Annotated in this window: 17 protein-coding genes and 4 pseudogenes; 9 read left to right on the forward strand and 12 right to left on the reverse strand. The window is 60.0% G+C overall.

The window, feature by feature from the left end; translation table 11 throughout:
- Positions 1-422: 422 nt before the first annotated feature.
- A pseudogene (locus NKI69_RS06485) lies at positions 423-809 on the forward strand (IS66 family transposase); the annotation flags it as partial.
- Here the strand turns inward: NKI69_RS06485 and NKI69_RS06490 are convergent.
- Positions 750-1,142 (reverse strand): IS110 family transposase, encoded by a 393-nt coding sequence (locus NKI69_RS06490; protein WP_352720536.1) that lies wholly within the window; start codon positions 1,140-1,142, stop codon positions 750-752. The pseudogene NKI69_RS06485 and the gene NKI69_RS06490 sit on opposite strands and share 60 nt — an antisense overlap.
- Positions 1,036-1,458, reverse strand: a complete 423-nt coding sequence (locus NKI69_RS06495; RefSeq protein ID WP_352720538.1) for an IS110 family transposase — start codon at positions 1,456-1,458, stop codon at positions 1,036-1,038. The genes NKI69_RS06490 and NKI69_RS06495 overlap by 107 nt, the downstream gene beginning before the upstream one ends.
- A gap of 252 nt (positions 1,459-1,710) precedes the next feature.
- Here NKI69_RS06495 and NKI69_RS06500 point away from each other — a divergent pair.
- Positions 1,711-2,493: pseudogene (locus NKI69_RS06500) on the forward strand (IS630 family transposase); the annotation flags it as partial.
- Between the two features lie 74 nt (positions 2,494-2,567).
- On the opposite strand, the gene purU reads toward NKI69_RS06500, so the two are convergent.
- From purU to NKI69_RS06535, 7 genes and pseudogenes are all read right to left on the reverse strand, one after another.
- Positions 2,568-3,452: a formyltetrahydrofolate deformylase gene (gene purU / locus NKI69_RS06505; RefSeq protein ID WP_352720738.1), complete on the reverse strand. Its 885-nt coding sequence runs from the start codon at positions 3,450-3,452 to the stop codon at positions 2,568-2,570.
- A 174-nt stretch (positions 3,453-3,626) separates the two neighbouring features.
- A pseudogene (locus NKI69_RS06510) lies at positions 3,627-4,002 on the reverse strand (bifunctional methylenetetrahydrofolate dehydrogenase/methenyltetrahydrofolate cyclohydrolase); the annotation flags it as partial.
- Positions 3,999-4,412, reverse strand: a complete 414-nt coding sequence (locus NKI69_RS06515; RefSeq protein ID WP_352720540.1) for a tetrahydrofolate dehydrogenase/cyclohydrolase catalytic domain-containing protein — start codon at positions 4,410-4,412, stop codon at positions 3,999-4,001. The pseudogene NKI69_RS06510 and the gene NKI69_RS06515, both read right to left, overlap by 4 nt.
- Positions 4,409-4,975 carry a sarcosine oxidase subunit gamma gene (locus NKI69_RS06520; RefSeq protein ID WP_352720542.1) on the reverse strand — a complete coding sequence of 189 codons (567 nt, stop codon included), beginning with the start codon at positions 4,973-4,975 and terminating at the stop codon, positions 4,409-4,411. Before NKI69_RS06520 ends, NKI69_RS06515 begins: the two co-directional genes overlap by 4 nt.
- Positions 4,968-7,898 (reverse strand): sarcosine oxidase subunit alpha family protein, encoded by a 2,931-nt coding sequence (locus tag NKI69_RS06525; RefSeq protein WP_352720544.1) that lies wholly within the window; start codon positions 7,896-7,898, stop codon positions 4,968-4,970. The genes NKI69_RS06520 and NKI69_RS06525 overlap by 8 nt, the downstream gene beginning before the upstream one ends.
- Entirely contained in the window at positions 7,895-8,200 is a 306-nt protein-coding gene (locus tag NKI69_RS06530) for a sarcosine oxidase subunit delta (protein WP_352720546.1), read from the reverse strand. Before NKI69_RS06530 ends, NKI69_RS06525 begins: the two co-directional genes overlap by 4 nt.
- A gap of 10 nt (positions 8,201-8,210) precedes the next feature.
- A complete protein-coding gene (locus NKI69_RS06535) occupies positions 8,211-9,464 on the reverse strand; it encodes a sarcosine oxidase subunit beta family protein (protein ID WP_352720548.1) in 1,254 nt (417 codons plus the stop codon).
- A gap of 156 nt (positions 9,465-9,620) precedes the next feature.
- Here NKI69_RS06535 and NKI69_RS06540 point away from each other — a divergent pair, with 156 nt between their 5' ends.
- The gene (locus tag NKI69_RS06540; RefSeq protein ID WP_352720550.1) at positions 9,621-10,541 is read left to right on the forward strand and encodes a GlxA family transcriptional regulator; all 921 of its coding nucleotides are present in this window, start codon (positions 9,621-9,623) and stop codon (positions 10,539-10,541) included.
- Between the two features lie 541 nt (positions 10,542-11,082).
- Here the strand turns inward: NKI69_RS06540 and NKI69_RS06545 are convergent.
- Together NKI69_RS06545 and NKI69_RS06550 are read right to left on the reverse strand one after the other, a co-directional pair.
- Entirely contained in the window at positions 11,083-12,090 is a 1,008-nt protein-coding gene (locus tag NKI69_RS06545; protein WP_352720552.1) for a GlxA family transcriptional regulator, read from the reverse strand.
- A 52-nt stretch (positions 12,091-12,142) separates the two neighbouring features.
- Positions 12,143-13,489, reverse strand: coding sequence for an NAD(P)/FAD-dependent oxidoreductase (locus tag NKI69_RS06550; RefSeq protein WP_352720554.1), 1,347 nt, complete (start codon positions 13,487-13,489; stop codon positions 12,143-12,145).
- Positions 13,490-13,930: 441 nt separating this feature from the next.
- Between NKI69_RS06550 and NKI69_RS06555 the strand changes: the two genes are divergently transcribed.
- From NKI69_RS06555 to NKI69_RS06565, 3 genes and pseudogenes are all read left to right on the forward strand, one after another.
- Positions 13,931-15,187, forward strand: a complete 1,257-nt coding sequence (locus tag NKI69_RS06555) for an aromatic ring-hydroxylating oxygenase subunit alpha (RefSeq protein WP_352720556.1) — start codon at positions 13,931-13,933, stop codon at positions 15,185-15,187.
- Between the two features lie 7 nt (positions 15,188-15,194).
- A complete protein-coding gene (locus NKI69_RS06560; RefSeq protein ID WP_352720558.1) occupies positions 15,195-16,457 on the forward strand; it encodes a flavin reductase family protein in 1,263 nt (420 codons plus the stop codon).
- A gap of 536 nt (positions 16,458-16,993) precedes the next feature.
- Positions 16,994-17,815 (forward strand): annotated as a pseudogene (locus tag NKI69_RS06565) (IS701 family transposase); the annotation flags it as partial.
- Positions 17,816-17,917: 102 nt separating this feature from the next.
- On the opposite strand, the gene NKI69_RS06570 reads toward NKI69_RS06565, so the two are convergent.
- Positions 17,918-18,811 (reverse strand): LysR substrate-binding domain-containing protein, encoded by an 894-nt coding sequence (locus NKI69_RS06570; protein ID WP_352720560.1) that lies wholly within the window; start codon positions 18,809-18,811, stop codon positions 17,918-17,920.
- Positions 18,812-19,220: 409 nt separating this feature from the next.
- On the opposite strand from NKI69_RS06570, the gene NKI69_RS06575 reads away from it, so the two are divergent.
- The 3 genes from NKI69_RS06575 to NKI69_RS06585 all read left to right on the forward strand — a co-directional run bounded on the left by NKI69_RS06575 (position 19,221) and on the right by NKI69_RS06585 (position 22,293).
- Positions 19,221-20,192, forward strand: a complete 972-nt coding sequence (locus NKI69_RS06575; protein ID WP_352720562.1) for a hypothetical protein — start codon at positions 19,221-19,223, stop codon at positions 20,190-20,192.
- A gap of 819 nt (positions 20,193-21,011) precedes the next feature.
- Complete coding sequence (locus tag NKI69_RS06580; protein WP_352720564.1) at positions 21,012-21,482, forward strand: thioesterase family protein; 471 nt, start codon at positions 21,012-21,014, stop codon at positions 21,480-21,482.
- A gap of 685 nt (positions 21,483-22,167) precedes the next feature.
- Positions 22,168-22,293, forward strand: a complete 126-nt coding sequence (locus NKI69_RS06585; protein ID WP_352720762.1) for a hypothetical protein — start codon at positions 22,168-22,170, stop codon at positions 22,291-22,293.
- The last annotated feature ends 211 nt before the right edge of the window (positions 22,294-22,504 follow it).

Raw genomic sequence — 22,504 nt, forward strand, 5'->3', positions numbered from 1 at the left:
ACAAAGCCTCCAGTGAGATGGCTGGAGGTGGCCCAGCGCTCTATCCCGCAGAGACGTATGTCCATCTCTCGACTTGATCCGTACGACCGGGATCAACAAGGATTCGTCTCAGACCCGCGTCCCGCTTTAAATTCTCGGCAAATAAACCGGAGACGCTCCGCGTTACATGGTTGCCATTTCGGTCTAACTTGCCGGAAGATAAGATAATAGCGATTCGTAAATGTGGGAAGTCAGAGTGTGTTAAGCTTCAGTTTATATTTTTTGAACTTAGTTACAGTAAAATTAAATCAGATTTGACTTGAAGGTCGGAGGACATCTTAAGCGATGCTCGAATTGCCGTTGACCCTAGGCGTTTAGACGCTTACAGCGTACGCATCCGAGCAAGCCCGAGCAAGTCCGCCTTGTAGGCCTCGTGGGGTTTGGCAGCCAGCTGGGTCCATGCGAGCCGGCCCTTTTATACGATGGCCGACGTCGAGGCGAATGCGCGCCGAAGAGCGCCAGGGCAAGAAGCCGGTCGTCTTGTCGCCGATCGCGTTGGAAACGATGCAACGGATCGATGCCCTGTTCGACATCGAGCGCGAAATTAATGGTCAAAGCGCGGAGGTCCGAAAGGCGGTTCGTCAGGATCGCCACTGGTCCTGGATCTGGAAGCGTGGATGAAGGGTGAGCGCGCCAAGCTGTCGGGCAACGATGATCTCGCCAAGGCCTTCGACTACCTGCTGAAACGCTGGTCTGCCTTCACCCTCTTCCTAGAGGATGGGCGTGTCTGTCTCTCGAACAATGCCGCCGAACGCGCACTGCGTGGTTTGCCAGCTCGGGTTCATTCTGCCCATGCAATACTGGTTCTGGGCGAGGAAGGCGGCCATGCGCTTCTCGCCCAGGCGGCTGGCGCTTTCGGGCGTCGAGTAGCGTTGGATGAAGGCCAGCGCAATCGGGCTGGCGATGTCGGCGAACACGCCGGCGGCGCCAGGCCAGAAACTTTCGAGCAGGGCACGCAACTGGTTGGTGAGGACGAGTCTTGTTGCGACGAGATCGTCACGGCCACGCACCAGCGCGCGCAGTGCCTTGATAGCGTCGGACTGCGGCTTGAGTGGCGCCAGCCGGTCCATCAGTGCGCAGGATGTCGGCGAGAATGTAGGCATCCCCGGGATCGCTCTTGGCGGCAACGGCGCGATAACGAGGCCGGCACGCCTTGACGACATTGGGATGGATTGGCGTGACGACGAAGCCGGCTTCGACCAGCACGTCGACAAGAAGCCCGCTGGGCCGCTCGATGGCAACCGGCGTCTCGCCGGGTGGCCCATGCCGGCGCAAGCGGGCAACGAGATCGGCAAGGCCGTCCCGATCATGGGCGACGCTGAAGTGGTCAAGGATCTTGCCGGCAGTGTCGACGATACAAACGGCATGGCTCGATCCGCCCCAATCGAGGCCGACGAAAATGGTATGGATGCACCTCACAGAACTGGAGTATGGTGCCCGGTGCCGGGAGCCCTCACGGGATGCTCATCAATCGGCGCTCTGGACCCATCTTGGCCGAAGTGTCCGTGGCGCATCTTCCTGTAGCCCGTCTGCGGCTTCCGGCCACCGCAACGCCGCAGGTCTCATGCGGGCCCTCGAAGGGCGAGCACCACAAAATCGTTACGGTGGCGCGGGACCAACGCCCAATCAGCTCTTAAACTGATTCAACGCAATCGTGAGGTTGCCTGATTGCAGCAGGGCGAACTGGCCGCGCTTGTGGAGAAGGGCCCGGATCGTGCCGTCGATGGCGTCGTTCGCCGGCGGCGGATCGACCTGAAGAAAAGGACCGCTTCGGCGTTGATTATGACGCGCGCTATGTCGGGAAGCTGCTGCACAAGCTCGGCTTCTCCCACATGAGTGTGCGACCGCGTCATCCGGCGCAGGATGCCCATATCATCAAGGAATTCAAAAAAAGCTGGCCTCGCACGCTGAAGGCGCATCTTTGCGACTTGCCGCCGCGCACGAAGGTGGAGGCCTGGTTCCAGGACGAAGCAAGGATCGGCCAGAAGAACGGGATTGTACGGCAGTGGGCCAGACGCGGCACGCGGCCGCGACAGCCGGCCGACCAGCGCTACAAGAGCGCCTACCTGTTCGGCGCCATCTGCCCAGCACGTGGTACCGGGGCGGCTCTCGCACTGCCGTTTGCCGGTACCGAGGCCATGCAACTCCATATCAACGAGATCAGCCGCCATGTCGAGAAGGGCGCGCCCATGCCGTACTCGTCATGGATCGCGCCGGATGGCACACCACCGCAAACCTCAGCATACCGGACAACATCACCCCGATCTTCCTGCCGTCGCGCGCGAGAACGTCTGGCAGTATATGCGCCAGAACTGGCTCTCCAACCGTGTCTTCGACAGCTATGAAGATATCATCGCTGTGGCCTGCGACGCCTGGCAGAAACTCCTCGCAGCTTCCGAGACCATCACATCAATCGGGATGCGCCAATGGGCCCATGTCGGTCAAACCCCATGACTCTTGGTATTACGGCCGCGAGTTGGTCCCGCCGCTCACTCTGTTCAGCACTCGCACTCGCCGACTAAAGCCCTTCACCCCATCCGCTCGGAAGCATGTGCGCCGGGCGATGGCGGGAAAACTACGGTCCGGTCGCCGTTGAGGAAGGTGCGGTGCTGGATATGCGCATGCATGCTGCGGGCCAGTACCTGCGCTTCCACGTCACGTCCGATCGACACATAATCGGCTGAGCTCTGCGCATGGGTAATGCGGGCCACATCCTGCTCGATGATCGGACCTTCATCCAAGTCAGCCGTCACATAGTGCGCGGTGGCGCCGATCAGCTTTACCCCGCGCTTGAAGGCCTGCTTGTAGGGGTTGGCCCCTTTGAACGAAGGCAGAAACGAGTGGTGGATGTTGATGATGCGACCCGACATCTTCTGGCACATCGCATCCGATAAGACCTGCATGTAGCGCGCGAGCACGATGAGGTCGGCGCGCGTCTCCTCTACAATCTCCATGATTCGGGCTTCGGCCTGCGGCTTGTTGGCTTTAGTGACGGGCACATGGTGGAAAGGCAGGTCGTGGTTGACGACCACCTTCTGGTAGTCGAGGTGGTTGGAGATGACGGCAACGATGTCGATGGGCAGGGCGCCGATGCGCCAGCGGTAGAGCAGGTCATTCAGGCAGTGACCGAAGCGCGACACCATCAGGACGACCTTCATCTTCGCTTGGGCGTCGTGAATGTCGAAGTTCATGTCGAAGTCATTTGCCACCTCGGCAAGGCCTTCTCGCAGTTCTTCCAGGCCACGCCCCTCCTCGCTGATGAAACTCATCCGCATGAAGAAGCGATCGGTTTCGGGATCGTCGTACTGTGCGCTGTCATTGATGTTGCAGCCGTTCTTAGCGAGAAAGCCCGCCAAGGCGGCGACGATGCCGCGTCGGCTGGTGCATGTCACGGTCATAATATACTTGCTCATGGCGCCATCCAGAAAGAAATAGGTCCGGCCATCGCGGACAAGAGAGATGCGAGAGCACTCATGAAAGGACACGCCGTGTCGATCATCCTTCGGGGTCTTCCAGCCCGTGATGCGGCAGCAGGCGGTCAGGGTGTTCGCAAGAAGACAAGCGATCGTCATCGGTCCGACGCCACCCGGCACGGGCGTCAGGACGCCGGCGATCCCGCAGGCGCTGTCGCGCCGCACATCGCCCACGAGCCGCACCCGGTCTTCCCGCTCGATCTGGTTGATACCGACATCGATCACCACCGCACCCGGCTTGATGAAATCGCCGGTGATCATCTCTCCGCCCCACTGCGGCAACCAGAATGTCGGCCTGACGGCAGATCGCGGCAAGGTTTTCAGTCCGGCTATGGGCGATCGTCACGGTGCAGCTTTCGCGCGGCAGAGGCTGGGCCATCGGCTTGCCGACGATATTGGAGCGCCCGACCACCACGGCGTTACGGCCGGCCAGATTGCCGAAATGCTCACGCAGAAGCATCAGGCAGCCGAGCGGCGTGCAAGGGCTCATCGAGCGCTGGCCGGTTGCCAGGAGGCCGACATTGGTGACGTGGAAGCCGTCGATATCCTTGGCGGGATGGATCGCGTTGATGACCGCATCGGCATCGATATGCGGGGCAGCGGCAGCTGCACCAGAATGACGTGAACCGCCGGGTCGGCATTCAGCTGCGCGATCAGCGCCAGCAGCTCCACTTCGGCCGCTTCAGCGGGCAGCTTGTGCTCGAAACTCGCCATGCCGGCTGCAACGGTCTGAACGCCCTTGTTGCGGACGTAAACGGCGCTGGCCAGATCGTTTCCCACCAGCACCACCGCCAGTCCCGGCACGATGCCCTGTTCCGCCTTCAGTATGGCAACGGAAGCGGCAACCTTCTCGCGCAGGCGGGCGGCAAAGGCCTTTCCGTCGATCAGATGCGCGCTCATGATTTTCTGTCTTCGAGGCGCAGGATGTGCCTTTCAAGCGCATGCCAGATCGAGCCGGCCGCCGAACGCAAGCCCAGGATCGCGATGTGTTGGGCGGTGCGCCGGATCACGAACACGCTCATATGTTCCAGGCCGGTGCGCGTCGCCGAGCCGGACAGGAAACGGGTCGGGTCGATGTTCACGAGCTTCGCCATCAGCTGAAGGATCGGCGCCTCACCTGAGGGCGAGCGGAGCTCGAAAGCGACGAAGCCGTCGGTCTGTTCCGTAACGGAGCAATCTGGACAAAAGTTCATCACTTCCGCGGTGAAGTCCCTGTCCGCTCGGTCCAGCCCTTCGATCATCCACTGGTCGGGGCCGGTCCAGAAGGCTGCGACCCCGCCCGATGGTGTCCAGGCCCCGGGTCCGGGCAGGTCCAGGCCGAAAGGCGCGGGTTTGGGCCTACCACGGCGCAGGGCTACCGCGGCAAGCGCCAGTCCGCTATTTTCTTCGAGGTCGAGTGCGCCGTGGCGGAGACGGCCTGGCTTGTCGCCGCCAAGCGCGGTGATGGGCTTGAGGTCAGGCACGCAGACGCTCTCCTTCCGGATCGACGAAGTGGGCGGAAACGACGCGCAGGCGGACGCTCTGATTCTGAATCGGATTGGCCGCGACGATCACCTCGCCCTGGCGCGCCGCGCCCTCCTCGAGGAAGCCCAGGCCGATGCTCGAGCCGACATGCGGGGAGAAGCAGGCCGAGGTGATCCAGCCCTGATCGGTTGCTGATTCTTGCGTCGCCCCTTCCGCGAAGAGGTGCGATCCGGCCACGACGGGCTCGGACGGGTCTACCGGCTGGAGTCCTATCAATACGCGCGTGTCGGCAAGCAAGCCTTCGCGCCGCGACATCAGCGCGCCGACGGAATCCTTCTTGGCCGAGACCATGCGGCCCATGCCCAGCATCTGCGCCGTGGTCTGGCCGTTCAGCTCGTTGCCGGCGGCGTGGCCCTTTTCGATGCGAAGCACGCCGAGCGCCTCAGTGCCGTAAGGGGTCGCGCCCAGATCCTGTCCCAGTTCCACGAGACGGGCCATCAAGGCGTTTCCGTAGCGCGCGGGCACCGCGATCTCGTAAGCCAGTTCGCCGGAGAACGAGATGCGGAAAAGCCGCGCGCGCAAACCCCCGCAAACCGACAGGTTCGCGCAGGCCATGAATGGGAAGGCCTCGTTCGAGAGATCGAACCCATCCACCATGCGTTCGAGCAGCTTGCGCGCATTGGGTCCGGCCACCGAAAACTGCGCCCAGGCATCGGTGGTGGAGATCAGCTGCACGTCGAGTTCCGGCCATAGGCATTGCCGTGCGAACTCCATGTGACGGAAGACAGTGCCGGCATTGGCAGTGGTGGTCGTCACCACATAATGGGTCTCGCCTAGGCGCGCGCAGGTGCCGTCGTCCCAGGCCTGCCCGTCTTCGCGCAGCATGAGGCCATAGCGGACCATGCCGGGCCTCAGGCTCTCCATGGCGTTGCAATAGAGACGGTCGAGGAATTCGGCCGCGTCCGCGCCCTGCAAATCGACTTTGCCGAGCGTGGTCACGTCACAAATGCCGACGCCCTTGCGCGTCGCCAGCACCTCGCGGTCGACCGACTGCCGCCAGTGGGTCTCGCCAAGCCGCACGAAATATTGCGCGCGCATCCACTGACCAACTTCCACAAAGACGGCACCCTGGGACGTTGCCCATTGATGGCTGGGCGTCAGACGGCGCGGGCGGAAATGCGCTCCCGTGTCGCCGCCGCCGAGAACCGAGATCGAGACCGGCGTGTAAGGCGGGCGGAAGATGGTGGTGCCGGTTTCGGCGATCCCCTTGCCGGTCATTTCGGCCATCACGGCTAGGGCGGTGACATTGGCCGTCTTGCCTTGGTCGGTCGCCATGCCGAGCGTGGTCCAGCGCTTGAGATGCTCGACCGAGCGCATGTTCTCCTGGTGCGAAAGCTTGACGTCCTTGACCGTCACATCGTTCTGGAAGTCGATCCAGGCCCGGTGCTTGCCCGGTACATGCCAGAGCGGGCGCAGGTTTGCAGGCGCGTCTTCCGCAGCGGGCAGTTCGGGCAGCGTGGCGGCGATGGCAATTTCGTTCAGGGTACGGACAGCAGCTTCCGCGCCTGACAAAAGTGCCGCATGAGTCGTGCCCCGGCCCGCTGCCGCACCGGCAACGATCATGCCTCCGGGCAGCTCGGTAGGCGGCAGAAAGGTCTGCTGCGACTCGTTCCAGACCGGACGGCCGCGCTGATGCGAGGCGAGATGCACGTTCGGGTTCCAGCCGCCTGACACGCCCAGCGCTCCGCACGCGATCCATTCCGTGTTGCCGCCACGTGTGACTTCGATTGATTGCAGGCCCAGCCGCCCCTTAGAGCCGCTGACCACCGCGTCGCTGATCACGCGATACTGACCTTTCGCCTGCGCGTCGGCGCGCGCATCCACCACCGCCGCGATCTCGACACCGCGGGCGAGAAGGTCGAGCGCTGTCTGGTGGCCGTCATCATTGTTGGTGAAGATCGCAACGCGCCGGGCGGGGCTGACCGCCCAGCGATTGGCATAGGCGCGCAACGCGCCACCCAGCATTATGCCGGGCCGGTCATTGTCCATGAACGGGATATGCCGCTCGGTGGCGCCTGCCGCGAGCACCGTGTGCTTCGCCGTGATGCGCCAAAGCGTCTGGCGGGGCTGGATACCGGGATCGGCGCGGTGATCCGAAACGCGCTCGACCGCGCCGTAAATGCCATGATCGAACGAGCCGAACACTGTGGTGCGGCGAAGAATGCGCAGGTTGGGGAGGCACGCGAACTCGGCTTCGAGTGTCGCGATCCATTCCGTGGCGGGCCGGTCGTCCAGCGAATGGCTCTCGGCCAGCAGCCGCCCCCCGAGGTGATAGTCCTCATCGGCAAGGATGACTTGGGCCCCGGCCCGCGCGGCGGTCAGCGCTGCGGCAAGGCCTGCCGCGCCTGCGCCTACCACGAGCAGGTCGCAGTGCAGGAAGCCCTTGTCGTAAGGGTCGGGATCGGCTTCCATCGACAAGCTGCCCAAACCCGCCGCGCGGCGGATCGCCGGCTCGTAGAGCTTTTCCCAGAAGGCGCGTGGCCACATGAAGGTCTTGTAGTAGAAGCCTGCCGTGAGGAAATTGGCGAAAAGGTCGTTAACCGCCATGCCGTCGAAGCGCAGCGAAGGCCAGCGGTTCTGGCTCTGCGCTTCAAGCCCGTCGAACAGCTCGGCCATCGTGGCGCGTGTGTTGGGCTCGCGCCGCGCGCCGCTGCGCAACTCCACCAGCGCGTTGGGCTCCTCGGAGCCCGCTGCGATTAGCCCGCGCGGACGGTGATATTTGAACGAGCGGCCCATCAGCCGCACATCGTTGGCCAGCAAGGCCGAAGCGAGCGTGTCGCCGGGGTGGCCGGCATAGCTCTTGCCGTCGAAGGTGAAACGCAGCATGCGGCTGCGGTCGATCAGGCCGCCGGATAGTCTCATGCTGCGTCTCCCCCACCGCGCGGGGTCCGGTTGCGAAGCGCGACGTCACGGGCGAGTTCCGCGCCCAAGATCTCGTGCGTCACCGTATTGCGCGTCACCACGAGCCAGGACCGGTCGCCCTGTTCATGGAACCACAATTCGCGGTGCACGCCCGCCGGGTTGTCGCGCAGGTAGACGTAAGGAAAGAACGCGTCCGCTGCGTTCTCCGCCATGCCGTCAGGGCGGTCGAGCAGCGAAACATCGCCGAGATAGGAAAACTCATGCGCATCGCGCAGGTTGAGCAAAGGATGGGGGATCAGCATAAGGCTGGCCTCAATGCAAGTTCGGCTGGGCGCCCGCGCCCTTTTCGTCGATCACATAGCCCCGCGCGAACCGGTCCAGCCGGTAGGCGGCAGCGGTTTCGTGGGGGCGGTCGGTGGCAAGCAGATGGGCGAAGGCGTAGCCCGAAGCGGGTGTCGCCTTGAAGCCGCCATAGCACCAACCGGCATTGAGATAGAGCCCGTCGATCGGCGTGCGGTCGATGATCGGCGAGCCGTCCATCGACATGTCCATGATTCCGCCCCACATGCGTAGGAGCCGCGCGCGCCCGATCAGCGGCATCACTGCCATGCCGCCTTCGGCGACATCCTCGATTGTCGGCAGATTGCCGCGTTGCGCATAGGAATTGTAGCCGTCAATGTCGCCGCCGAAGACGAGGCCGCCTTTGTCGGACTGGCTAATATAGAAGTGCCCTGCGCCAAAGGTGATGACGCCCGGAATGGTCGGCTTCAGTCCCTCGGACACGAAAGCCTGCAGCACATGGCTCTCGATCGGCAACTGCCCCATCCCCGCCTGCGCCATCACGCGGCTGGTGGAACCTGCGACGGCAACGCCGACCTTCTTCGCGCCGATAGTGCCACGCGAGGTCTCGACGCCCTTTACCTGGCCGTTCTCGATGCGGAAGCCCGTGACCTCGCAGTTCTGGATCAGATCGACGCCCTCCCGGTCGGCACCTCGCGCATATCCCCAGGCGACGCCGTCATGGCGCGCGGTGCCGCCGCGGCGCTGCAGGAGGCCGCCTTTCACCGGAAAGCGCGCATTGTCGAAGTTCAGGAACGGGATCATCGCGTGCAGCGCGTCGCGCTCCAGAAGCTCGGCATCCGCACCCGCCAGAATCGCCGCATTGCCGCGCCGGCGATAGGCGTCGCGCTGGCCGTCGGTATGGAACAGGTTGACCACGCCGCGCTGGCTGACCATCGCGTTGAAGTTGAATTCCTGCTCCAGATTTTCCCAGAGCTTCATCGAGAATTCGTAGAAGGCCTCGTTGCCGGGAAGCAGGTAGTTCGAGCGGATGATGGTGGTGTTGCGCCCGATATTGCCGGAGCCGAGCCAGCCCTTTTCGAGCACGGCGATGCGCGACTGCTTGAACGTGTTCGCAAGGTAGTAGGCCGTCGCCAGACCGTGCCCGCCGCCGCCGACGATCACGTAATCATAGACGGATTGCGGCTCGGGATTGCGCCAGAGCGGACGCCAGCCCTTATGGCCGGTGAGGGTTTCGCTGATAACACGAAGCGCTGAGAAACGCATAAGAACACTTTCGGCAACATCATTGCGTTCGCCTTAATCGCATGATCGTTCAAATCGTGCCTATCTAAACTAGACACATAGTGTACTTTTCGGGACATGCGATCGTCCCACCACCCCCGTCACTTCGGCTTCTTTCTGTGCGACGGCTATGCGTTAATGTCGGCTGCCGCCGCCGTCGAACCCCTGCGCGCGGCCAACCTGCTGACCGGGCGAACGCTATACGAGTTGCTTCTGTTTTCCGATCGTGGTGGCAAGGCTCGGTCTTCGGTCGGCAGCTGGTTTGATACCGCGCCGATCGGTGAACCCGCGCCGGAGCTCGATATCATGTTTGTGGTCGCGGGAGGCGATCCGCTCAGCGTCGATGCCGAACGACTGTCAGGCTTTCTGCGGAGACTCTCCGCGCAGGGCGTGGCACTCGGCGGAATTTCGGGTGGGGCCGCCATCCTGCACAAAGCAGGCCTCTTAGAGAGGCGCCGTTTCACCATCCACTGGAAGCATTATGATGCGCTTCGCGCCCGCGCGCCCGATGCGTTGATGGAGCGGCGGCTGTTCGTGATTGACCGCGACCGTTTCACCTGCGCGGGCGGCTCGGCACCCTTAGACATGATGCACGCTTTGATTGCCGCCCATCACGGTGCAAACCTGGCGCGCGAAGTGAGCGACTGGTTCATCCATACCAGCCTGCGCCCGGCGGAAAATCCTCAGCGCCTGGATGCAACGTCCAAATATGGCGTGCACCATCCAGCACTCATCGCCATGATCGCCTTGATGGAAGATCACATCGCCGATCCCATGAGTCTGCCCCAGCTCGCCACACTATCCGGTATCGGCGAGCGGCAGCTGGAACGGCTGTGCAAGACGCAGCTCGATCAGTCGGTCATGCAATTCTACCGGAAATTGCGACTGTCCAAAGCGGTCGATCTTCTTCGCCAGACCGCGCTTCCAGTCACTGAGGTGGCGTTGGCGACCGGCTTCTCCAACAATGCGCATTTCGCCCGCGCTTACCGGCAGCATTATGGGATTTCGCCAACGCAGGAGAGGCGTCCGGCTATGAGACGTCGGGAGTACGAGCTCTGATCAAGATCGATGACGAGCTACGATGCCGTTAGCCAGTATGTCACAAATTGCTCGCCAATCTGCGAAGAGCGGAGTTCGCCGGTTTTGCATTGTCAGAAATAAGCCCGAACGCTCATGCCGCAGCGTCATAATGAACAGTTGGGAGGCCGTATCGACACGAATGAAGCCGGCATACGCCCATGCTTCACGTCTTCGATAATCCGCGCACCTGCTCGTTCGCGACGAGAGTCGTCGTACCCCCGTAAACCTGCCATCGGCGAGCTCCGCCGCACTTAGGCCACATCGCCTCATTCCGAGCCATCCTTTCACTATGCTAAGGAAATCGATGCAGCGCATCATCTGCCGACCAAGTGCAATCTAGATGCTATATTTTCCTAGCCTGTTGGCTGCTGCGGATGAAGAAATTCATAACGATTCTGCAAGAAGTCGCATTTGCACGTGCTCATAAGTAACATTCAATTCGCGATTGCCAAGACACCCGCTTGACGTTGCCTCCAAGCTGTCGTGAGCCCGTCGGCTTCATTCATCGTGTGCTTGGTGCCTACTTGACGCGGCCGCCATCCTTTTCGAAGCGCGCTGCATCGCGCTGACGTTCACCCGACGGTGAATGCCCGAAGTGTTCCCTATAGCAGGCGGAGAAGTAGGAGCTGGTACAGAAGCCCGTCGCGATCGCGATGTCTATATTGGCCAGGCTGGTATGGAGAAGCAGATCCCTCGCTTGTTCCAGACGCAGGGTCTTGTAGTACCGTGCGGGAGTCTGGCCCGTATAGCGCCGAAACATCCTTTCGAGATTCCGTACGCTCAACCCGACCTTTCGCGCGATCTCAGTGTTGCTGAGCGGGTCTTCGAAGTTCTGTATCATCAGGCCCGCGGCTTGGCCGAGCTGCGGCGGCAATGTGTCCAGGCGCACCGAGCTACCCGAGCGCTGTTCGACACTTCCGGTTCGGATCCGATCAACTTGAAACTGATTGGCAATGGAGCGGGCGAGAAGATCGCCATGGTCCTGGGCGATGATGTGAAGCATCAAATCGAGCCCCGCCGTTCCGCCTGCGCAGGTGTAACGGTTCTTGTCGATGACGTAGAGTTCGTTGCTGAGCTGAATGTAGGGAAACTCCTCGCGGAAGGCCGGCTGCCCCTCCCAATGGAGCGTGCACCGTGCATCGTTTAGCAAATTGGCTCGAGCAAGAAAGACGGCCCCCATGGACAGCGCCCCCATCCGGCATCCTTCGCGTGAGCGCCGGTTCAGAATGACGTTGAGGCGCGTCTGATCTTTTGCGACAAGCGACATGCCGGCGCAGACAAAAAGATAGGCGGGCTGCTTCGATAGGCCCAAGCGCTCATCGACATTGACAGAAATGCCATTCGATGCATTTGCCGCCGCGCCGTCTTCCGACGAGAAACTCCAGCGATAGGCCTCAAAGCCAAGCAACCGGTTCGCGGCCCGTAGCGGCTCGATGGCGCTGGTCACGGACATCATAGAGAAGCCGTCGAGCAACATGAACTCGACGCGCTGAGGATATTCTTCCATGCCGTCATCGGTGATCGGCATCGTCTCCCCGATCAACGAAGGAGAAAAGTACTCGGCTTAGACTGAGTATGGGTCAGCTCCAAGGATACGGACTGTTCGAGACAGGGTGAAGTTCCCCCACCGCGTAGCGGCCCAGACGGAACGGCTTGAGCAGCGAGGATTTGTTCCCGATCACCTCTTCCGCGACCAACGCGCCGACTCCGATCATCTTGTAGCCGTGGTTGGAGTCTGCGATCATGTAGACGTTCTCACGAAACGCTTCGAAGACCGGGAAGCTGTCAGGCGTGAAGCAACCGATGCCTCCCGAGGGCTCCTTGTGATATTGAGGCATTGTGCCTTCAAAGCGCTTGTGGCAGTGCGCCAGCGCCGACACCCACATATGCGCGAATTCAGGGCTTGAAACAAATTCTGGCGAGGCTGGGCCATAAGGATCGATCTGGACCTGATCGACTGGTGTGCCGACCTTGTAGGGCATCGCACCGCCCTGGATGCCGCCGAAATTGAAATCGGGTTTGTAATAGATGCCCCACATGCTCTCGGTGATGATACTGCAATCGACGGCGGAATATAGTGGAGCGTCAGTATCGACATGCATCACCGGCGGCATCTTGCCGTCATTGGTTTTGAATGCGTCCGGTTCGACACCAAGCACGCCTTCCTCGAGCTGCCAGAAGCGCCACATCGGAATTCCGTCATGCAGCTCGCCGTCCTTGCTCTTGATTGTAACAGTATCGGGCAATTCGGCCATCTTCCAGAAATCGCGAACCCAGGGGCCCGCGCCGACCACGAGATAGTCGCAGGCGATAGGTCCGCGATCGGTGTCGACGCCGGTCACAGCCGAACTGGCTCCATTGGCGAAGGTCATGCCCTTGACGGTGACGCCGCTGAGGATCCGCACGCCTTCGTTCTCGGCCTTCTTTGCCAGCGCATAGATGGCGGCAGCGTTGTGAGCGTAGCCACCCTTCTTCTCGTGCAGCACCGAGGTGATATTCTTCGCCTGCCAGTCGGAGAACAAGTCCTTCATATAGGCGTCGGACTCTTTGGCGCCTTCCACGAAGACGGATTCATAGCCGATTGCCTTCTGCTGCTCGTAGATAGAACGAACGTCATCGCGCATCGATTCCGAGCTGATCTGCATGTAGCCGACGGCGTTGTACTGGTAAGCCTCCGCGTCGCTTTCCCAGACACTAACAGAATGGGCCATCAGCTCGCGCATGGCGGGCTGGAAGTAGTTGTTGCGAACGACGCCGCAGGCAATACCCGATGCACCCGCGGCGATTCCGCTCTTGTCGATGACAAGGATGTCGCTTCCGCTTCCTTTCCGGCTGCGCTTGAGCGTCAGTGCAAGGTGGTAGGCCGTCGAAAGGCCGTGAATGCCAGCGCCGATAACGAGGTACGGGGCCGCCGTAGGGAACGCCATGGTTGATCATCTCCGGTTTGTCAGCCAGCTGCTCTTCGCCTGTGTATGTTTGGCATGATCATCCAGCTATGACACGCTGAATGTCGGATAAACGTCAGTCCGCGCGAGAAAACCGGCAGCGGCGGATCGGCGGCATGACGATAGTCCTGAGGATATCCGCGTCGTGGAATTCTTCCCCGCACGCTGTGTCTTGCCCCAGACAGGCCGACCATTTGTGGGTGAACAACTAGGCAAACTCCACGCATCTGTAGGTGGCAGCGTCATCGTTGGCGGCAGATTTGACGTTTCGGACGACCGCCAGCACCCGTATATGCCATGAACGCCAACCACCTCGAGCCATTCAGTCCTACGCGAAGTTGCGATCGGCTGACGTTTTTCCAACACCGCTTCGTTTCGAAATTGGCAACTGGAAGGGACGTCTTTCCGTTGCGAGGTACTCCGATGAGCAGCCCACAGGCAGCCGGCCATGAACAGAAGACCCGCGAAGCGCTAGCGCGCTGTGCTGACGGCTATTCGTTGCCGCAGGAGTTCTATAGCGATCCGGATATCCACCGGGCGGACGTCGAGGCGGTTTTCTTCAAGGAGTGGCTGTTCGTCGCGCCCGAATGCGAGCTCCCCGATCCGGGAGATTTCGTCACCGTGCAGATCGACACCACACCCGTCGTCATCCTCAGGGCTCAAGAGGGCGAGTTGCGTGCCTTCCACAATTCCTGCCGTCATCGCGGCTCACGCCTGTGCAGCGAGCATCGCGGCAACAAGGCGCGCCTGGTTTGCCCCTATCACCAGTGGACTTACGATCTGGACGGCACGCTGCTTGCGACACGCTATATGAGCGAGGACTTCGATCCGTCCAAATTTCCCCTCAAGTCGGTCCACGTCCAGACACTGGAAGGGCTAGTCTATATCTGCTTGGCCGACGAGGCGCCGGACTTCGAATCCTTCAGGAAAGTCGTCTCGCCATACATCTCGCCGCATGAGCCGCGCCGCACCAAGATCGCCCACGAGTCGGTGATCGTCGAGGAAGCGAACTGGAAGCTCGTGATCGAAAATAACCGCGAATGCTATCATTGCGGTGGTGCGCATCCCGAACTCCTGGCTTCCTTAGTCGAAATGGCATTGCCGGAAGACGCGCGCTTCGGTGAAGAGTTCGAGATCATGCAGCAGAAGGCGCGCGACTGGGATGCGCTCGGCCTGCCACATGCGCCGGTTGATGGCGGCCTCGAGTTTCGCTGCATCCGGCTGCCTTTTCGTAAGGGCGCCGTTTCTATGACGATGGACGGTCAACTTGGCTGCCGCAAGCTGCTAGGCGAACTGACAGATCCCGACCTTGGATCGGTGCGTATGTTCCATGTGCCGAACAACTGGAACCATTTCCTGTCCGATCACGTCATTGTTTTCCGCGTTCTACCGCTCGGGCCCGATCGTACCGAGGTGCGGACGCTATGGCTGGTCCACGAAGACGCGGTCGAAGGGTGGGACTACGAGCCCGAGCAGCTTTCAGAAGTATGGCGGGTCACCAACGACCAGGATCGCGTGCTCGCCGAGGAGAATCACAAGGGCATCAAGGCCGCTGGTTACGAGCCCGGTCGCTACTCCGAAGTGGCCGAGTTCATGGTGCTGAACTTCATCAAGTGGTACCGCCAACAGCTATCTAACCAGTTCGACGGACCGCGGCACTGTCTGATGGCGGCGGAGTAAACCACCTATGGCGCAACACGCGAGCCTTGCACCGCGGGCCTTTCCCAAGCCCGGCGTGCCCGTTTTCGAACCGGACGATCTGCGTCTTGGGCTTGTTGATCGGCGCGCGGAGACGGCGAACGTCACAACCTACGTCTTTGATACCATCCGCCAAGATAGGGAGATATTCCGACATCATCCGGGCCAGTCGCTGACACTTACTTTGCTTTCAGGAAGCAATCTATTCCAGCGCAGCTTCACAATCGCGTCTGGCGGCACGGGCGGCAACCGCATCGAACTGACCATCAAGACTGGTGGGCAGGCGCAAGCGACGCTCTGGATGCACAAATATCTGCGTATCGGCGATACGCTCGCCGCACGTGGCCCATTTGGACGCTTCAGTCTTGTGCATGCGCCAAAGGCTCCTCTGTTGCTGGTGGGCGCAGGTAGCGGTATGACGCCGATAATCTCGATGCTGCGCTGGCTTCGGGTGCGTGCAGACACGCTGGATATAGCATTGGTCCAGCTGGCGCGCTCACGCGCCGATGAGCTTTTCGGCGACGAGATCAATGCCATGGCAGATGCCATGCCCAACCTCTCTGTTCATCTCTGCTTGTCTCGGCCGGACGAAAAATGGACGGGTTTGTCGGGACGAATCAGCCGGCCGATGCTGCGCGGAATCGTGCCTGACATGGCGCGGCGCGTCGCGTTCTGCTGCGGCCCCGAGCCTGTGATGAAGGCGACGCGCGCGATCTATCTTGCAGAAGGCGGGGTCGAAGACGCGTTCGTAACTGAGACTTTTGGCGGCGCAGAGCACGTCTCGGGTCGACGACAGATTGCCATGCCCGCTGTTCGTCCTGTGGGAAGGCTCTCCCAAGTCAATCTGTCTGTTCCCACGCCTGTCGAAAGGGCATGGTGCCCGGCACCGCTCATGCACGAGAGTTCAGAACTTGCATCAGCGCCGGTTCCTTCCGGCAAAGATTTGATGATCGGTTTTAGGGGAAAGAATTTCCCCGCCAAGCCAGGGCAGTCGATCGTTGCCGCCGCAGCCGCGAGTGGGCTGCGTATTCCGACCGGCTGTGGTGAAGGTTCTTGCGGCGCCTGCCGAGTCCGTCTAATGAGCGGCCAAGTGGACATGCACGACCAAGGTGGCATCAGCCGGCGCGACAAGGCGGCTGGCTATATCCTCCCTTGTTGCTCCTATCCATTGAGTGACCTTGAACTCGTGAACGACCTCGCGGGTGTGGATCAGGCCGTTGTCGTGTCTCCGCCGATAGCGTCCTCAATATAGCCGGGGTCGAGAGAGAAGGGTGCTGTCGACGACCGCAGGAGACAATGCAGATCGAATAGTGCCGCGAACCCCCCTGGCCTTCCTGCCGCAGTTCACCGCGCCACTCATACCAGCGGCGGCGATCACCACCTTGTCCAGAAGGTGCGCGTCGCCTGGTCACATCGGACACTGCAAGGTCAGTGCCTGCTGTTTCCTCGGACATAGGCGGTGATCGTGATGAACAGTGGGGAGCGAGCGCCGATTTCCCACCGGGTTCGAGACGTTCGCCGGTCGGACATATGCTTCCGTCTGCTTCAATCGCCTGGTCACAGGCGGCTACAATTGGAGGCCAGGGGCGGATGGGACCCGGATCGGCGGAAACGGCGTGGATCCGCAACAGGCAAACGGCGTCACGGCGCGCCTAAGTGCAGTCCGTGCTATGACCCGCAGTTCAACCACAGCCGAGGCCTCGACAAGGACCTCAAGGCCACCATCACCGGCACTTCGCGCGAGGCCAGGGTCACCGACACCAGTGACTGGCAATTGGACGTCTTGCCATGGGCCTTCGGCTCTTCCTGCCCGACACCTGGACGAATGATCCCGAGCGGATGATGCGGGCGCGCATCCCGAAGGATCGACAGGTCGCTCTGACAAAGCCGGAGATCGCCATCGAAGAGATCGATCGTGTCATCGCCTCCGGCGTGCGTTTCGGCTGCGTGCTTGCCGACGCGGGCTAGGGGTCGAGCAGCTCTTTTCGTCAGGCTTTGAGTGAGCGCGGTCTGCGATGGGCGGTAGGACTATCGCGGCGCCAAAACGTCTATCCGGCCGATGTTGATCTGATCTTCCCGGTCGCGACCACCGGCAGGCGCCGCCAATATCACATCCCGGACCAGCCGCCCGTCTCCGCCGAGATGATGCTGTCTGGTGAGAGATGGCACAAGATAAGCTGGCGGCGCGGCACTAAAGGTCGGCTGACATGTTTGTTCGCGGCTCGCCGTGTCCGCGTTGCGGATGGTCATAAGCACCGGATGCTCGACAATCGCATGCAATGCATGCCAGGCGACGAAGTCTGGCTCGTCGGCGAACGCCGCTCGAGCGGCGAGCAAAAATACTATGTGTCGAACTTACCAGCCGATGCCAGCCTCAAGATGCTCGCCGCCACGATCAAGGCGAGGTGGATCTGTGAGCAGGCACATCAGCAATTGAAGGAGGAACTCGGCCTCGACCACTTCGAAGGCCGATCCTGGAGTGGATTACATCGACACGCCTTGATGACCATGATCGCCTACGCCTTTCTCCAAGCCCGCCGCCTCAAGGCAGCGGGACGGAAAAAAAAGAGTCGGCGGACCACCGCCACAACCGAGCATGCCAGCTGTTAGACAAGCCATTCTCGACCTCTTCACGCGCTCGCCACCCCGCAGATGTCCTCACTGTCAGAAGCTGCTCGCACACGCCCTCAAACCTAATCTGCCAAAGTAGTGTTAGCCGCTGAAATACTTTTCGGCGTTTTTAGTAATATATTCCACGAAGTCCAGACAGATGAGCGATGGAAGGCGAACCTTTGGAAGTACAAGGGCGATGTCCCAGTGGATTGCGGGATCAACTGGGATGAATTTGACACTTTCGCAGCCCTCGCCCACAGCAACACAAGGATCCACTAAGGCGATGCCAGCTCCCGCCCCGACAAGGGTAAGAATTCCGTGTTGGGTACGGGCTTCCAATCGAACGTCCACTTCAATCCCGGCATTCTTGAAGGCACGATCAACGAACACTCGGAAGGGTGTAGTGGCAACAGCGGCAATAAAACGTTCGCCGGCAAACTCTTCTATCTTGATCACGGACTTTTCGGAAAGCATGTGGTCGAGGGGCACAGCACATAACGCGCTCTGACGCCGAAGAAATCGCACTGATATCTCTGTTTGCGGAACAGGCAGTACCACTAATCCCAAGTCATACCATGTTTCCGCAATCCAACCGGGAATGTGCGATGACGGTCCGGTATCCAGCTCCATACGAACTTCTTTGTGTTTTAGATGATAAGCGGCGGCCAAATGCGGCACAAAACCTTCCGAATAGACCGTTTCTGAGGCGATCCGTATCCGCCCCCGCTTAAGCTCTCTCAGCGATGTTGCAGCTTCTCTAAGTCGCGCAAGACCCGAGAAGGCCGTGTTCGATTCCTGGAATAGAAGATGGGCTTCCGAAGTGGGTCTAAGACGTCCATGTTTTCGTTCAAAAAGACGAAGCCCCAAAGTTGCTTCAAGATCCGAGATGAGCCTGCTGACGGCTGGTTGCGAGATCCGCATGGCCTCAGCCGCTCGCGTCACAGAGCCATACGACATTACGGCACGAAAGGACTCCAGTTGGCGAAAATTCAAGGCAAGCCCCATAATGTTTGGTTATGGATTTAGAAGAAAATTCGAATATCAATCAAGCACGAAATGGATATCGTAGGCATCAGCAGTAAACGACGCGGGTTCGCGGATGTTTTTATCAGAATGACAGTCATGACAATTGGTTTTGGGTGAGTGACGCTCTCCCGTATTAGCGGAAAAGGATACGATGGTCCGGGTAGACAATTGACGGCACAGCGTCGGACAGCAGGGATCGCCAAGCTTCAGTCACCTTGGCATGCGAGAGCGCCTTTCGATCCTGTACGCTGCTTAGAACGGGATATCGCGCCGTGATCTGGCGATTCTGGCGGACCAACCCCAAATCGACGCCCCATGCGGACGTTCGCGACGAGAGGTAGCGCTGCCCCGCGCCACTAAAACGAGGAGAACCACCATGAATGTCAGTCCCAATCTGCCTCTCGAGTTAATTGAGCATCGGCCCGATATTTTAGGAGAAGCGCATGGCTTCGGGGGATTCCTATTCGACACGTCTGGCAAGCCGGTTAGTAAGGACGGACTGGGCTGGCTTTATACGACGACGGTGGCCAATGAGAAGTGGGAAAGCTGGGTGAGGCCTTTCAGCTTCCGGACGTTCCAGGCTGGCTCTCCCACTCGGGTTCTTTTGCCGAGACCCGGAGACGATCGGGCAGTCCTGCACCATGTTGTGGCCATTGCGGAGCAGTTGTTTGTGGGGCTGTATTGTGATGGATTGGGGGTAGGGGCCGCCATCGCGTCGGCGCCTGACAGGCAGTTCTCTCGCGACGACGCTTTTGTCTTTACACCGGAAGTGGGCTGGGAAACGCGCGGCGGCCCTGCGGACGGTTGGTCGTTAGAATCGAACGGCGCGTACCTGCTGTTCAGTGACACTGCCCAGGAGACAATTTTCTGGCAGGGGTATGACAGCTACAGCTATCGCAAAGATGGTAGCCTGGGCGATCTGGGATGGGCCAAAATTCGCGTCGACAAGGGGAGCGGCCGCGTTTCCTTGTTGAACCGGCACCCGCGCAACCCCTTGGCCTTCCGAAAGCCGGACTGGCGATGCGCCAGGTGCGGCGGAAATCTAGCGATCGACGTGACCATCGCTGGAAAGAAGCCCTTTTTCTACTACATCACGCCGGAAACTGGTCCCATCGTCATTGGCATGGCTCTCAGTAACGACCCTCTTTTTCTGAATGATACTGAGCATTTCGTACTGGATATCATGCTCGGAGACGAAGAGGTCGCCGAGAAATTTGAAGCGTTGCAGGTCGATAATGAATTGATCCTATTTTATGAAAGTCGGATGAGCTCGGCCGCGCGAGCAGCCGGGCCGAGCTTCAATGACAACTCGTGGCGGACCGGTCTACGACGCTATAAAATATTGTAGGCTACAGTAGTGTAACTGGCAGTCTCACGACCCGTATGGACGAGAACGGATTGATCGATTGGCCTCTGCGTGGCAAGGGCTTTCTGACATTGATGACAGGTCGGTCGGGTGCAGGCATGTATTCGGGCTTTGAGTGCGGCCTGTTCATGCCGCTGGCCCTCATGAAGTCCGCGGATCGGATCCCAGACAGGTCAACGCGCTTTTTGAGCGGCACCCACTGAGCGGGTTTGTCCGATCCCGGTTCGACCGTCCACCATCAAACCATCAGCACCACCAATCTCTGCGTATCCTCTGCGACTACGTCACGCTGCCGGCAAGTTGCGAAGCGCTTGCCCGTAGTCATCAGCGCCCAGACGATCCGCGCCATCTTGTGCTCGTCGTGTTGTTCAACACGGTCCGGCCGCACTGAGACGCTGCGTTCATCGGTATGTTATCATAGAGGTGGTTAAAGGTCTGACCGAACGCGGTGCGGGAGGTCGCCTGTTATGCTGCTGGTTTCAGCAAGACTGGAGACGGCAAGTCTGACGAACCCATGAGTTGGCGAGGAACTTCTCTTATCGGGTTGGATGCCTGCTTGAGCTTGTTGAAGAGGCGTTCGATGCGATTGCGCTCCTTGTAGAAATTGCCGCGTTACTGATCGTTGGATCGAGATGAGCGTGCTGGACGAATCTGACCACGCTTGCATGCGAAGCCAATGTAATGACCTATGATCGACTCGATCGTTATGCAGAGAGAATTGAACTGCCGATGATGCTTTCAAGGCGTTATTATGGCGGCACTGTAATCTGCCAATATCAGACGAGAATGGGCGAAAAATAGATGGATGCAGCCGGAAAATTCAAAACAATAGTGACCGACGATCTTATCGACGGATATGGGCACATGAATATGGTGCACTATCTGGCAGCGTTCAGTAGAGCTGCGGATCTACGGCTCGACGCTGCGATACGCCGAAGTCCAGATGGTTCGATAATCTCTGCTCTCGTCACCGCCGAAGCGCGAGTCGCTTATAAGAAGGAAGCCATGCACGGCGACGATTTGCTCCTCACTACTTGGATAGCCGACCTTGACGAAAAGCGAGTCCATGTCGCGCAAGCGATGGTGCGTGGCGACGGCACGGTACTGTCGACAGCTGAACAGCTTTTCCTAAATTTCGACCTGCTATCGCGCCGCGTAGAAACATTCCTGCCGGATGTGATGGCCGAGCTTGGACGCCGGGCCGCGGCGGACCGTGGTACATTCGATCCGGGCATTATTAATCGCCGAATGGGCATACCGAGAATAGCATGAATTCAATTGATCGTCGTCAGACTATGTCATCGGTACCTCAATGCGTGTTCGTGAGGAACGATCAAAACTGAGACGGCCGACGTGGGTCGTGTCACGCGAGGTGGTGTAGCTCGGCGGTAGCGAAGCCGCTCGCGAGCGCGCCCTCAACAGCGCCGTAGCGAGCGAGCGGCGCAGCGGTGGTCACCGATGTTCTTCCGTCAGGGTCGGGTTGCTGACACCAACCTGATTCGAAGACCGATGAGCGGCTGATGGAGGTGGGCGCGGCGACCGGTGCCGGCTATGGCGAAAAGAGCGCGCTGCGGGCTGCCCAGCGGGCGCAGCATTCAAGGCGTTCTAGTTGCGGTGACAGTTGTTGTCTGTGTTCTTTTCCGAACAGTGCCAAGGGCGCAATCTATTCCTCATTCCTGCCTTATAAAGAAAACTTATAAGCGATCAACGGCGCCTGGCCGCACTCCCATGCCATAAGATGAATGAGCCATGAGCTGGAACGGATCCCCCCGCGATCGATGGATTACTGGGAAGTTTCCTCAGCGATTACTCGCTCCTACGAATGCTTTCGACAAACCCCGATTGAGGTTGCGGGATTTGTTGAGGGCTCTCAGCTAAGCCAGGACCGCAGTCTCTGCGAGTGCTGGGAATGTCAAAGGTTCATGGATTCGATCATCTCGCATTCAGACGGTCTTCCGTGCGCCTACTGTCGCCCCAGTTGAAATGGCGCCATCTCGAGAACTGGCTCGAGGCGACCCGCTACCTCAACATGGATCATCTGCGCGAGCACAAGAAGGAGAACCTGAGGGCACTGGCCGCCTGACGCGGCCGCCCATGTCCGCCGCTCCGCTAAACACGGGGGCTGCGCGGCGGACACGCCAACGTCACCGCTGAATGCCACGCCATTTTTGCAGAACTTGACGCACACAACTCACAGGGAAATTTCCGACCATCAGCGACCATACACGGTAATCTCGGATCCAGATGGTCAGCGACAACAATCAATATTTGACGATCACGTGATACGCATGAAG

The sequence above is a fragment of the Mesorhizobium sp. M0491 genome (assembly GCF_040321265.1).
Taxonomy (GTDB): Bacteria; Pseudomonadota; Alphaproteobacteria; order Rhizobiales; family Rhizobiaceae; genus Mesorhizobium.